At 41.2% G+C, this 14,285-nt stretch carries 9 protein-coding genes; 1 reads left to right on the forward strand and 8 read right to left on the reverse strand.

Going from position 1 to position 14,285, the window contains the following annotated elements; genetic code table 11:
- Positions 1-25: 25 nt before the first annotated feature.
- The 8 genes from CD03_RS33870 to CD03_RS0117310 all read right to left on the reverse strand — a co-directional run bounded on the left by CD03_RS33870 (position 26) and on the right by CD03_RS0117310 (position 13,201).
- A complete protein-coding gene (locus CD03_RS33870; protein WP_044289458.1) occupies positions 26-1,159 on the reverse strand; it encodes a glycosyltransferase WbsX family protein in 1,134 nt (377 codons plus the stop codon).
- Positions 1,160-1,341: 182 nt separating this feature from the next.
- Positions 1,342-2,169: a carbohydrate ABC transporter permease gene (locus CD03_RS0117280; protein WP_027294719.1), complete on the reverse strand. Its 828-nt coding sequence runs from the start codon at positions 2,167-2,169 to the stop codon at positions 1,342-1,344.
- Between the two features lies 1 nt (position 2,170).
- Entirely contained in the window at positions 2,171-3,049 is an 879-nt protein-coding gene (locus tag CD03_RS33875; protein WP_044289459.1) for a carbohydrate ABC transporter permease, read from the reverse strand.
- A gap of 15 nt (positions 3,050-3,064) precedes the next feature.
- The gene (locus CD03_RS37920; protein WP_138002553.1) at positions 3,065-3,220 is read right to left on the reverse strand and encodes a surface glycoprotein; all 156 of its coding nucleotides are present in this window, start codon (positions 3,218-3,220) and stop codon (positions 3,065-3,067) included.
- A gap of 255 nt (positions 3,221-3,475) precedes the next feature.
- Complete coding sequence (locus CD03_RS0117295) at positions 3,476-8,194, reverse strand: discoidin domain-containing protein (RefSeq protein ID WP_027294720.1); 4,719 nt, start codon at positions 8,192-8,194, stop codon at positions 3,476-3,478.
- A 117-nt stretch (positions 8,195-8,311) separates the two neighbouring features.
- Positions 8,312-9,652, reverse strand: coding sequence for an ABC transporter substrate-binding protein (locus CD03_RS0117300; RefSeq protein ID WP_027294721.1), 1,341 nt, complete (start codon positions 9,650-9,652; stop codon positions 8,312-8,314).
- Between the two features lie 188 nt (positions 9,653-9,840).
- Entirely contained in the window at positions 9,841-11,433 is a 1,593-nt protein-coding gene (locus CD03_RS0117305; protein WP_027294722.1) for a response regulator transcription factor, read from the reverse strand.
- A gap of 1 nt (position 11,434) precedes the next feature.
- The gene (locus tag CD03_RS0117310; RefSeq protein WP_027294723.1) at positions 11,435-13,201 is read right to left on the reverse strand and encodes a cache domain-containing sensor histidine kinase; all 1,767 of its coding nucleotides are present in this window, start codon (positions 13,199-13,201) and stop codon (positions 11,435-11,437) included.
- A 229-nt stretch (positions 13,202-13,430) separates the two neighbouring features.
- Here CD03_RS0117310 and CD03_RS0117315 point away from each other — a divergent pair, with 229 nt between their 5' ends.
- Positions 13,431-14,282, forward strand: coding sequence for a YitT family protein (locus CD03_RS0117315; protein WP_027294724.1), 852 nt, complete (start codon positions 13,431-13,433; stop codon positions 14,280-14,282).
- Positions 14,283-14,285 lie beyond the last annotated feature (3 nt).

A 14,285-nucleotide genomic window follows, 5' to 3' on the forward strand; every position in this document is an offset into this window, starting at 1 on the left:
CGGATATGAGGAGGGATACATACATTTATTTATCACCAAAAACCTTCTTAATGGCATCCAGATAAGCCATTCCATTTACCGTATCCGGTTCCAGGTAGCTTCCTTCCGTCCACTCATTCCATGCATTTATCGTACAAATATTGAAGCTTTTTTCTGATTTATCCAGGAATTCTTTCGCATCATACAGCGCTTTTTCAAATTCCATAGGGGTATTATCCATATACACCGGATAATATGGATAGCCGATACTGTCGAACCGGTCTGTCTGCACGGTTCTCGGTGTGGAATCCCAGCCTACGGTCACATTTGGAATATAGGGAAGGGGATACTGATTTTGCAGTCTGGCATGCTCATCTTTGCATATTTCCCTCATTTTTCTATAGGAAGTGTCCGGAAAATGTTCGAATTCGATATGGTGAACCCATACATAGCTGGTGACACTGTCTATTCCCAAATATTCGATGATTTCATTGGGATTGGTCAGCGTATTTTCCGTAGGAAGGGTTTCGATTCCCCATACTACAGCGTTTAAGTGCAGTTCGCCAAGCCCTCTCTCCCTCACTCTTGACCGAAGTTCTTCTAATACCCTCTTTGTGTTCTCAAGTCCTCCCAGACCTTTTACGAGGCTCATCATTTCATAGATCGAAAAATATAACCTGCCGTCTACTTTCCAATAGGATGGATGTACAAAATAGGTATCGATTATGTGGTCTGTTGCCTGGATAAATACTTCTTCAGAGACTTCGCCTTTCATTCTCACCGGATAAGGCTGAAATCTGGTCGCCGGATGTATTTCCAGCCAGTCATGATTTGCCCACATAATTGCAAATTTTAAATCTTTGTTATTTTCTGCCTGCAGATATCCTTCTTCCAGGCATCTGTCCAGGAATGGCCCTTCTTTATGCCAGTACCAGTCAAATATGAATGCACTTAATCCATGGCTTGCCGCCGCTTCAATCTTTTTCTCCATCACTCTGGGATCTGCCTCGTTTTCGTATCCCCAGAGAGGTATCTTGGGCTGCACATGTCCTTCAAATCTGGGCTTTGCATTTTTTACCAGCTCCCATTCATTCCATCCTTCCCCGTGCCATTCCTGCACTCTGTCATCATAGTGATAATTTGGGAAATAATATGCTGCTACTTCGTATTGTTTATTCATATGTAATTCCTTTCTGTATTAAATATTAATTGTTTCAACTAATCTAATGTATCGTGAATGCCTGGATTTACCAGACAACACCCAATTCTCGGAAACGGCTGACCGCAGCGCCTTACGCATTGCCCCGGGAGATTCCTACTGTATGTCCACCCATTCCATCAGATGTTCTTTCTCTGACTCTCTTAGCCCTTGACTGCTCCTGCTGCCCCTCCCTGATAAAACTGTTTCTGTAGCAGGATGAAAAGAAGGATCGGCGGCACTACTGCAACAACCAGCATTGCGTAGATTGCACCGAAATTCGTCTGATGTTCATTTACAAAAGAGTAAACAGCCAGGGTAATTGGTTTTTTCTTCTCGGATGATATGACCATAAGAGGCATTAAGAAATCGTTCCATACATATACCAAAGTGGTCAGCGCATAAGTGACCATAACCGGTTTCATAAGTGGAAACAGAACTTTGAAAAACCGCTGTAAATATCCGCATCCGTCAATAATTGCCGCTTCATCCAGTTCTCTGGGAATCCCCTTAATGAATCCTGTGAATAAAAGAATTCCCATGGGGATCTGGGTGGCTGCATAAATCAGCACTAATGCCGTCTTGGTATCTTTTAAGCCAAATTTCAGGATAATACTGTAAATGGAAGGCAGATTGGCTACTACCGGAATCATCATGGCGCTTAAGAATAATAAGTAAAGAAAGGAAAAATATTTTTCTTTTCTCCTTGCCATCGCATAGGATGCCAAAGCGCATAGAAGAATATCAATGGCTATGGTAAAGATCGATATAATACCGGAATTGGCAAAACTTCTCACCGCCGTATCATTTTGAAATACCGCTTTGTAATTCTCCAGGTAGAATCCGGAGGGGAGGGAAACCATTTTGTTCACCTCTCCCGGGTTCTTGAAGGAGGATAAAAACATGTATAAGATCGGCAGAATAATCAATAATGCAATCATATAGATGAAAATATATTTTAAAACCGTTAATATTGTTTTTTTTCGAACCATCTTAATATTCCACCTCCCTGCTTCTGGTTATTTTCAATTGGATCACCGTAACCGTAGCTATAATCAGGAAGAAAATAACGCCGATCGCACTTGAATATCCAAATCTTTCATATAGAAAAGCATTATCATAAATTGTCATACTGATTGTCTTGCTGGCATTAATCGGTCCGCCTCCTGTCATAACAAAAGGCAGGTCGAACAGTCTCAGCGCTCCTGTGATGGAAATAAATACGTTAACGGTTACTGATGGCATTAACAGAGGCAGTGTGATATACCTGAATTTTTTAAATCCACAGGCACCGTCTAACATGCCGGCTTCGTACACATCCTTGGAAATACTGCTTAAGCCCGTCATGAAGATTATCATACCGTATCCTGCCCACTGCCAGGTATTGATGAATATCAATACATTTTTCACGATGCTGACATCTCCCAGCCAATCCACCCGCAGCCCCTCTAATCCAAGCTTAGACAGCACTTCATTAATGATTCCGGCGTACTGGAAAAAGTTTACCCAGGTAAGGGATACAATGACCGGGCTGATAATACAGGGGGCATAAATAATTGCTCTCAGTACATTCCTGCCCTTCAGTTTTTCAAATAAAAATATTGCCAGCATCAGCTGTAAGGCAAGGCCGATTACTACTACCAATACGGTAAAATACATTGTATTGCCAAATGTCTGAAGCACTTCGGTATCTTTGAATACCTGAACGAAATTATCAATCCCTACAAAATTAAAATTCTTACTGAATCCATTCCAGTCTGTCACGGAATATCCCAAAGTCATCAGCAATGGAATATACGTAAATATTAAAAAGAGTATCAATGCCGGTATTGTTGCAAATACTCCATATATCTTTTCTCTTTTACTGTTCACATTTTCACCTTCTTATCAAACATTTTTTATTCGGATACAACCACCGTTATCCGGGTTTTCTTCCATGAATTTCCCAATGAATGCCTTATTTGTAACTGCTTCTTTACCACAAGCTGCAACGCTGGTGACCATAATTGCGGCTAAAATGATTGATGTGATTTTCTTTTTCATCTGACTACCTCCTGTTTATATTTTTTGTTGTTTGTTGATCTGCTTATATTATAGCGAATAACAGGCATTCGCCGAAATAGGTCATTTTTAATAAAAGGTGGGTTATTTTATCACAGCAGGAAGCGGCATGGCTTCAAGTACATAAGAAATGCGACCAGCTAAGTGGCCGCATCAACTTATACATTTTTCATAAAATAATATGTCTGCCTGACAGCTGCCGGTTCAATCTGCCCGGTGCCTGATGTAAATATAGATTTATCTTACGTTCACTTTCACTTTATAGATCTTGCCATTGGCTGTCTTTACTGTAATTCTCGCTTCTCCCTTCCTTTTAGCCGTGATTTTGCCACTCTTATTAACATTTGCTACTCTTCTGTCAGAAGTCTCAAAAGTAATTTTTTCTGTTGCCGTAACTGGATTTCTTGTCACGTTCAGTTTTCGGGATCTGCCTTTTGCCAAGGTCAGTTTTGATACATCTGCCTTGATACTCTTAGTTGTAACTTTGCTCTTTACCACATTAACGGTAAGCTTTGCGGATGCACCCTTACGGGTTGTGACCGTGATGGTTGCTTTTCCCGTTTTCTTTGCTGTAATCTTTCCTTTTTTATCTACGGCTGCCACTGACTTTTTGGAGCTGGTCCAGCTCTTAATTTTATCGCCTTTTTGTAAACCGGACGCTTTAATCGCCTTCGTTGATTTTTTCAATTGCAGCGGAATGGATTTTGCATTGAGTTTTACCGCCGCCTTTACTACCGTTATATTGCAGCTTGCACTTTTACCGCTTCCATCCATTGCTCTGGCTGTAATGACAGTTGTTCCCTTTTTCTTTGCTGTCACATTTCCTGATGCATCTACCGCTGCTACTGAGGAATTGCTGCTGGACCATGTAACTGTGCGGTCTTTGGCATCTGCCGGACTTACGGAAGCGCTCAGCTTCATTCTGTCTTTGACAAACAGCCTGTCACTGACCTTATTAAGCTTGATACTGCCCACTTTCACCGGTTCTGCCGGAGGATTTGGCTCGACAGTAACACGTACAAGTGCCTGATCCGCCTGGTATAAGGAGACGTATGCCTTGTCAACGGTTTGCTTTCCGGCATCATAAACAGCCAGTACACTCCTGGCATTTTCAAGCGCCTGGGCGAATACTTTCCAGCTTTCGGGTGTATAATCTTTTGCCTGTTTTCCCTCTGCGGTACGTACTAATGCCTGCAGATCTATTTTGTCACTCTTTTCCTCTAATCCGTTTACAGCTGCCGTTAGCGCATTCGTGACACCATCCACATCTGCGGAAGCGGCATACGGGTCCATCAGCAGTCTGCCTGCTGCCTGAAGCTGTACCTGTAATTCTTCCCAGCTGGCATTTGTATATATTTGTCTGCTGTTATTCTTTGTTTTCCAGTCACTATACAGAGTCTGCATTTCATCCGTCTGTGTTGGCTGTGGATGATCCGGAGTTGCCAGATCAGCATACAGTTCAATTTCAGCAATCTGTTTGTTCGTGGAATTGTTTGGTGCATTCAGCCACAACAGCTTCACATACCGGTATTGACCTGCAAGTGTTTCATAAACAGCCTGTCCGCCATCCTTTTGGAAGACCTGAGGATCACGTAATGTTGCATCTGCCAGTATCGTCCAGTCTGTTTTGTTATTTGATCCTTCGATCCGGTATTTCGGCAGATACGCACCATTTCCAAGTTTAACCACGATGCCGTGCAGCCCGTTTTCCTGCAGCAGATCCATTAATATGGTCTGTGAACCAATAGGAGCGTATGGTACCCATTCCATATGGGGATCACCATCAAATAAACCAGAATCTGTATTTGAATAAATGCCGTCTTCCGTGTAAATGCCACTGCCGACACTTTTTACCAGCGAAGTCTGCACAACTCCTTCATACTGCGGAACTTCATCATCTTCCGGAGGCGCAATTGCTTCACTATATACCTCAAACTCAGACATTGTAGCCCAATTTCCCTGAACATCATTGAATGTCAGCTTAAGGTACTGGTAATTACAGTCTGTTAGTATCTCCACAAGGGAGAGACCACCTTTATTTATGGTTTCTTTGTCTGTTTCTTCTGTTATGAGACTCCAGTTGTTTCCATCCTCTGACCCTTCCAGCCGATAGCTGACAACAGACGTTCCTCCAACCATATACATATTGATAAAAACAATTTTTCTGCTTTTACCCAAATCATACTCAATCCACTGGGGCATATTACCGCTGCCTGCACACCAATAGGTAGTATTGTCCCCATCTGCCGATTTGGGCGGTGCGCTCACTGGGGCAGAAGCTGAACTTGCTGTTACCTGTGCATCCGCCGCATGATTGACATTTGAAAATGCAGGATCGTTATAAACCTCTAATTCTACAATCGTTGCCCAGTTTCCTTCTACCTTGTTAAACTCTGCCTTCAGATACCTATAGGTACCTGCTGCGGGTATATCCAAAACAACAGACTGTGAGTTTGCTGCCTGTTCCGGTTTCTCATCCACTCCTTTATAAAGCGGCTGCCAGTCTTCTTTATCATTGGAACCAAGAATTGTATAGTCTACAGAAGACGTGCCTCCATACATATACATTTTGATATTATTAAATGTCTGTTCTTCCTTTAAATCTACGCTCAGCCATTGAGGCATATTCCCGCTGTCAGCACACCACCAGGTTGATGAGTTGCCATCCACTGCCTTATCTGCCGTGGAATCACTGGATGCTGAACCTGACTCTGCAATGCTAAAACTTGCCAGATTTTCCAGTTCGTCTGTTTCCTCTTCCGGTGACTTGTCTGCAAATACCTCAACTTCATACACGGCTGCCCAGTTTGATGTAATGTCTGTATATTCCAGTCTGAGGTAACGGTAGGTACCCTCCTTGGTGATGCGTAAACGATCCATATTTTTAACTACCGTCGGTTTTTGATCGGTTGCTGCAAAGACCTCCTCCCAGTTTTCTCCATCCAGAGAACCTTTGAGATTATAAGAAACCTTTTCCGTTCTTGTACTCATTCCTCTGTGCATCAGGATATTTATTTCCTGGAATGATTTCGGATCACCCATATCGATTTCCAGCCATTGGGGCATGTCTCCGCTGTCTGCACACCAATAGGTAGCATAATCTCCATCAACTGCACAATCCGGGGCAAAGCTTATAAGATCGCTATTATCTGAGCTTGCAGTAGCTGAAGCTCCAACCGCCAGATTTTCCCGATGGGAAATATACGGATCATCATATATTGCTTCTGTTTCATATGCTCCCAGATCATCGCTGGTCAGTAAAAATACCCAATCCCCGGTAGTTGGCTTCTTTGGAATCTCATACGTTCCATCTGCCGCCGTGATACCATCTCCCGCATCTGTAAACTTTCCGGTTAATGGATTATACCAGCGTGCTGTATACACTTCATCCGTATTCAGGGCTGACAAGAGACCGGTAGATAAATCCTTATTATAAAAATATGCCACATAGGTTTTCCCATCTTCGGTAGATGCCACTACTTTATTTTCCGCTGTGCAATTTGAATACGCTGTATCATTGAACCGGGGAATCAGTTCATAAAACCTTACATATTCAAAAAATTTGCGCAGATATGTCATTTCAAATGATCCTGGTTTATCCAGCCCCATATACCAAGGTTCAAAGCTAAAACTCCCATACCACCCCATATTTCCGGCTGTGGAGTAGCTATTTGCCCAGACACCTGTAGTTCCATAGGTAAATCCATAGCTGCCCATAAGATTCGTGCGCCATGCTGAGATACGTGACGCATCATATCCATTGAAACCACCGCAGGTTATATCTTCATAGTTTGCCTCTAATTCCAGGAAAGGCTTTACCTTCTCATTATCCCAGTAGCTCTTATAGAAATCCTTGCCCTGCTGTGTGGGGCCATGTCCATTTTGCAACCCCCACCATTCATGCCAGGGCTGTTTATCCAAATCTCTGGGATAGGCATTATTGTTGTCCATGGGAAACATGTGCGCTCCCTGGGGATGATTGTACCCGTCACCTTTATCTACGATTTCAGCTGAGGCTTTCCATACATTATAATGGGGTTCTCCGGTAATCTCCTGAGCGGTAATCCAAACCACCGGATAGCTGGCATATCGCGCAGTCAGATAACGTGAAATCTGCTCAACTGCTTCCTGTCCCATGCCATTCACCGTATGGCTGTGCACACCGTAACCAAGTGCAATCACCATACCGTTATCTGCCAGATAATCAAACATGCCGTCTATCTTGTCCGTAAATGTATCCGGATTAATGGTGTTGTATTTATCCAGCCATAAGCTTGGCTCACTTGTTGTAGCAAGCTGACCGCCCCCATCATTTTCACCGCTGTCAAAGTAAGTCTGGTATACGGTAAACCCTTTATCCAGTCTGTCATCTACTTCATGCTGAAACTGGTTTTGGCATTTACAGTCCGGATAGTTGCACTGGGTTGTGGAAACATAGTTCGGTGCCTGCCAGTTGGTATCCCCCAGCCAGTAAAAAGGTGTTCCGTCATCGTATGTAAAATATCTTCCATTGTCGCTGATGCGTACAAAACCGTGTCGGTCAAGATCTGTGTTTCCTGTGTTTGGCACAGCCTCTACCTTGCCGGATACATTATGCAGCCCTGTATTGGCTGCGTCCGAACTGGTAATGGTATAGCTCCAGGTTCCTGTCTTAGTAGGTGAAAAACGCACGCGCCACTCATCTTCTCCATTCCAGAAGCCATATAAATGAATTTTTGTTCCGTCTGTATGTTCAAACACTGCATCAATCTCAACATCCAGGTATGGATTAGTATATTCCTTATCACTGGTCAGGATAATATCCGTCCGCTTCCATACTTCTGCCTGAGTTGTGGGCAGCGTTTTCCCGGTCTTAGCCTGGCCCGCCAGAACCGTCACATTTTCCGTCAAACCAACAGATAATACTACACAGATGCTTAATAACACTGCTATTAATCTACGAAATGTTTTTTTCATTCTTTTCCCCCTTGCACATGTTTCATAAAGGCTAGTACAGCGTTACGTGTTTCGTGCGCCTTTAAAACTATGCGAACCTATTCATCGTTTTCTTTTCACCTTCTTAAGAACAATCACCTATTCAGACACAACTACCGATGATTTTATTTTTTCAAATTCTGTATTTAACTTCTGCAGTTCTGTCTCCGCAGGCGATCCAGCCAGTATAGACTGCAGTCCGTTTTCCATCATGGTCATAAATCCTGCCGGCATGGTCGCTTTCTGGCTCATGATGATTTCATATTTATCACTGGATAATGCTGCTACGTAGCTTTCCAGTACCGGATCCACTTTATAATCGATTGGCAGGAAATTGGTTAAGGACTGGGAGGTCAGATATTCACTTAAATTTTCTTCCTTCGTAAACCAGTCATACAGTTTTCCGGCTGCTTCTGCATTTTTGGTGTTGGCCGAAATTACAATACTTCTGTCTGAGGAGCCGGTCATATATATTTTGCCGTCTGTTTCGTCAACCGGAGTGATAAAGCATCCCAGTTCAAATTTTTCCGGGTCCGCATTTTTAATCTCATCCAGTCCTGGCACCCAGGTTCCCTGTGGCAGCATTGCGGCCTTTCCCTCTACAAAGTAGGTAACGGACTGTGGGTAAGTCATGGTCAGGGAAGACTTTCCTATATATCCTTCCTGGCACATTTTTTCCGCCAGTTCGAATTCTTTTTTGAACAGCTCGGATGCCTGTTTGTCCCCGTTGTAAAGTGCAAGTCCCCATTCCGGTGTGTCTTTTAAGTAATCACCAAATTGTCTGCTTCTGAAAAACATTTCAAAAGTCCATGCATCTTTATCCCCAAATACAAATGGTTCCACACCGTCTGCTTTTATTTTATCAGACGCTGCCCACAGGTCCTCCATGGTTTTTGGCTCTTCCAGATTTAATTTTTCAAAATACTTTTTATTATAGAAGATGGGGTCTGGTCCTCCCTGGGTGCAGACAGGAAAGCCGTACTGTTTGCCGTCGATTGTATACAAATCTTCCAGAGATTTGGATTTTGCCAGGGTTTCCTTTGACGGGCGGTCGCTTACATCCATCAGATATCCTTCTTTGACGAACTTTTCATACTGTGCCGGCTGAATTAAAAAGACATCCGGAGCATCATCGGAAATCAGTCTGGTCTTTAACAGCTTATCGTAATTAGTGCCGTCCACTGCCTCAACCTCTACTTTGATATCCGGGTTCTCTTCCATGAATTTCTCAATGAATGCCTTGTCTTCCCCACCGGTCATCCATGACACAAACCGGATTGTGGTCTGCTCTGTGGTACTGCCGGTTTCCTTTGCTCCTTCAGCTGACTGACTCTCTGCTCCTTTTGCATCTGTTCCCTTCGTCTCTGCTCCTTTTGAGCAGCCTGCTGCACTTACCGCCATGATCCCAGCTAAAGCCAGTAATAAGATTCTCTTTCTCATACTTTAATACCTCCCAATGTTTTCGTTTTTTGGATCTAACCATATTATATCGAATTAAGTGTATTTCCTGAAATAGGTCATTTTTAATAAACAGTGGGTTATTTTATCCCAATATGAAATATATCCACAAAAGAGAGGAATCCCACTGCTTACGGCGTTGGATTCCTCTCTTTTATGGTCTTTTTATATTACCCTTTCTTATATTGTCCGGGTGTAATTCCCTCCCATTTTTTAAATGTCTTATAAAAATGCTTCACATCCGCAAATCCAATTTTATCACAGATATCCGCTGTTTTCGCATTTTGGTCTAACAGACGCTTAGCTTCTTCGATCCGAACCTTATTCACGTAGTCTATAAAGTTCAGCCCTTCTTCATTTTTAAAAAACTTACTAAAATACGCCGGGCTGAAATTAACATGTTCCGCCACACTTTCCAGCGTAAGATGAAATCCCAAATTCTGTTCGATGTATTCTTTTGCCCGGATTATAATTTTTTCATTTCCAAGCCCGGACTGTTGTTCCAATGCCTTCATACACAATAAAATTTTTTCAAGCAGGAAGGCCTTCATCTCTTCTATCGTGTCGAACGTCTGTATCTTATTATAGAGGGAAAACTCATTATCCAATACCCTGGAACTGTCAATCTCCTTTTTTTCCAGTTCTTTATGCAGCAGCACAAAAAGGTTCAGATGCATTTTATTTAATTTTTTTACATCCGCCAGCATTAAATTAAGAAACGGCGCATACAAATCATCCACATATTTTTTAATCTGCCCGATATCACCCTGATATAAACTTTTTATAATTGCTTCTTCCAGTATCTGACCCGCATCACTGTTTTTCCTGGCACTGGTCTGTTCCTCGGATGCGAAATATATCACACCGCCTCCCAGTATAAGCCTCTTATTCACCGTATCTTTTGCGGAAGTATACGCCTCTTGTATTCTTTGTAATCCGGATACTTCCCTGCCAACTCCAAAGGTCAGCTCTGCTTGTTTAAAATAGCTGATATACCGGCGGATATTATCAAACAGCTGTTGGTATATCAGTTTATCATCTTTATTTGCAGAATCATAATTCATGAGGATTCCGTTTATATTTTTATCGGAAAAGAAACAGGCATTCATAACATTCATTTTTGCAATTTCATTTGTTATATTCTCAATGCCAAATTGAATAATCTCCTGATCTTCCCTGGTAATTTCCTGATCAGAACAATCTTTGATGGTATAGCAGCAGATTTGAAACAACGTTTTCTCAAGTCGTACCGGTTCCTCACGAAATGCATTGCCGTATTTTTCCGAATTACTGTTGTTGCCGGATATGATATCGTAGATATACTGCTTTTTTAATAATTCCCTGGCTCTTGCCCTGCTTTTATTCAGTTCCGCATACTGTTCCTTTTTAAATTGAATAATGGAAAGCTTCTCCTCTACTGCATCCATTGCTTCTTTTAACTTTTTATCGTCTATGGGTTTCAGCAGATAATTATATGCTCCAAGCTCCATGGTACGCTGGGCATATTCAAATTTATTATGACCGCTTAGAATAATATAGATAATATCCTTTTGTAAAGCATCTGCCTTCTCCATAAACTCTATTCCAGACATCTCCGGCATGCAGATATCCAGAAAAACCACATCGGGCAATTCCCTTTCCAGGGTCCTTAATGCGTCCTGTCCATTGTCCTCCATTAAAATATCCCAGTATTGAAATTTATTCAATTGACTTTTTAAAATGTCCCTTGCAAGGCTTTCATCATCAATAACCAGTATCTTCATTTCATTCTTCCCCCTTTGTCACTTTCACCTTTGGATATCTGATTCTGACCGTGGTCTCATTATCATGACTGCTGATAAACTTCAGGCCGTATTGTTCCCCATAATAATAACGGATTCTTGCATTCACATTAAATATCCCGACTTTATCTTTATTTTTCATCACATATTGATCTTCTTTTACTGCTAGCTGTTCATTTATTTCTTTTAACTTTTCTTCTTCAATCGTCTTGCCGGTATTTGAGATGTAGATATTAAATTCATCCCTTACATTCAGCGCCACAATTTTTATTTGTCCCTCCTGTATGGATTTTTCCAAACCATGTTTAAAAGCATTTTCAATGATGGGCTGCAAGATCATCCTTGGAATCTCATTATCCAGAACATCGTCATCAATTTCTTTTATAATCGTATATTTATCATTGAACCGGATTTTCTGCAAATAGATGTACTTATCTATGTACTCCAGCTCTTCTAAGAAAGAAACGATATATACTCCCCGGTTCAGGGAATATCGGAAATTATCGGAAAGGTACTGGATCATATCCGCCGTCTTACCGCTGTCCCCCTGCAGTGCCTCGGCCTTGATGGAATTCAGGGTATTAAATAAAAAGTGCGGGTTGATCTGGCTCTGATAATTTTCAAATTCCGCCTGCTTTTTTAACAATTCTAATTTATATTCTTTGTTAATCAAATTTCGGATGTTGGCAATCATATTATTAAATGCATTCGCGATTGACCCAAATTCATCTTTTCTTTTAATGTCCACCTGCTCATACATATTTCCATTCTGAAATGATTTAATGGAAGAAATCAGCTTTCGAATGGGAGTATTAATGGTAACGGACACGATGATTGACAGGGCTGTGCATACGAAAAACAGAATTATGGTGAGGACGGTATTGTTCCTTTTGATAAATTCAGCCTTCGCCGCTATATTTTCAGAATCCAGGATAGATACCATTTTCCAGTAGTTGTCTGTTGATTCCCCCCAGGTAATGATTTTTTTACTTCCCAGGTCATTAAATCCTTTATTATTAAAAATATCCTTCATTTCATTCTCATCCAGATCGGAATTTGAATAAAAGACATTTCCCTGGTGATCGTATACAATATTTATTTCCCCTTCTTCTCTCTCTACATTGGAAAAAATCTGTTCAAAGGTCTTCATTTTCTGATCAATTTTTAATACGCCTACTGTTTTATCATTGTATGGATTTACAATGGTACGGCAGACGGAAACCACCGGATCACGGGAGTTGGTGTAAGTATTTTCATGGGGAGCCACGATGACAGCTCGTCCATTTGCATCGATAGCATCCTGGAACCAGCTTTCGTCTGCCACCGTCTTCAGATTCTGTGATGCCATATTCCGGTCATAAAAGAACTTTACTTCACCGCCCAGATCAATCATGCTGATACAGTCCAGTTTGAAATTCCCCTGTATGATGCTCACCAGGCTCCCGTAAACGGAATTATAATTATTGATGTATTCCTCGGTAAGGTTCTCCGTGTCCGTGTCCAGCACATAGGAGATGTTCTCAAAGTTATACAGGGCAATGGACTGGCTCTTCAACACATTAAAGTTTTCTTTTATATTTTGGGCAATCTGATTATTTAAGTTTCCCTTACTGTCCATATAGCTGTCATAAATGCTTCTGTATGACATGTAATAGGAAATTGCCGAAAATATAATGATTGGAATACATATACTGACAAATAACATGAAGAATAATTTAAATACTATTTTCTCTCTGAGTAAATTTTTCATACCTCTCCTCTTTCCCATAGATAACTGACATACATGGTATGCATGATCACAGTTACTTTCATCTAAACTACATTATATCTGACATTTACAGTTTTAGAAAGAACTTTTATAAATATAATTAGTATAAAAATATGATCTTCTATTTTCATAAAAAAGTAGATTGCTTTTTCTCCTGATATCTTTTATGATGATATATAGCAAACAAATAAAGGATAAGAGGGATTTTGAGATGAAAACAAATAAAATACTAAAAGAATATTCGGCAATCACATTTGGCACCCTGCTGATTGCCATTTCTGTATACTTCTTTATGATTCCAAGCAAGGTAATCGTAGGAAGCCTGTCCGGACTTGTCATTGTACTTTCTAATTTCCTGCCGTTTTCCATATCAGTTATGACGTTTTGTTTAAATGCGGTACTCCTGGTCATTGGATTTATATTTATCGGAAAAGAATTCGGTGCAAAGACGGTCTATACTTCCGCACTGCTGCCGGTATTTTTATTCTTATTTGAATTGTTCTTCCCCAATGTAAAATCCTTAACCGGAGATATCCTCATCGATACGCTCTGTTACATTTTGCTTGTCAGTGTAGGACTTGCCATGTTGTTTCATGTAAACGCCTCCTCCGGAGGACTGGATATTGCTGCCAAACTGCTGAATAAAATTACACATATTGAGATGGGTAAGGCAATGACTCTTACCGGCATGTGTGTAGCTGTGAGTTCCATCTTTGTCTACGACACCAAATCCGTTGTTATGAGTATTTTAGCTACCTATGCCAATGGCATTGTAATTGACTACTTTATAGACGGCTTTAACCGGAAAAAGAGAGTCTGTATCCTTTCTGATAAATACCTGGAAATCCAGGAGTTCATCGTAAAAGAGATCAAACGGGGCGTTACTCTTTATCCTGCTTACGGTGGGTTTAACAAAGAAGAAAAAATGGAACTGCAGACCATACTTTCCAGAAATGAATATGCTAAGTTATTAGAATATCTCAGTGAAATTGATGTAAAAGCATTTGTTACTGTGGGAACCATTAACGAAGTGATCGGGGAATGGAATCCGAAACATAAATAGAGC

Source organism: Robinsoniella sp. KNHs210 (assembly GCF_000686105.1).
Taxonomy (GTDB): domain Bacteria; phylum Bacillota; class Clostridia; order Lachnospirales; family Lachnospiraceae; genus Robinsoniella; species Robinsoniella peoriensis.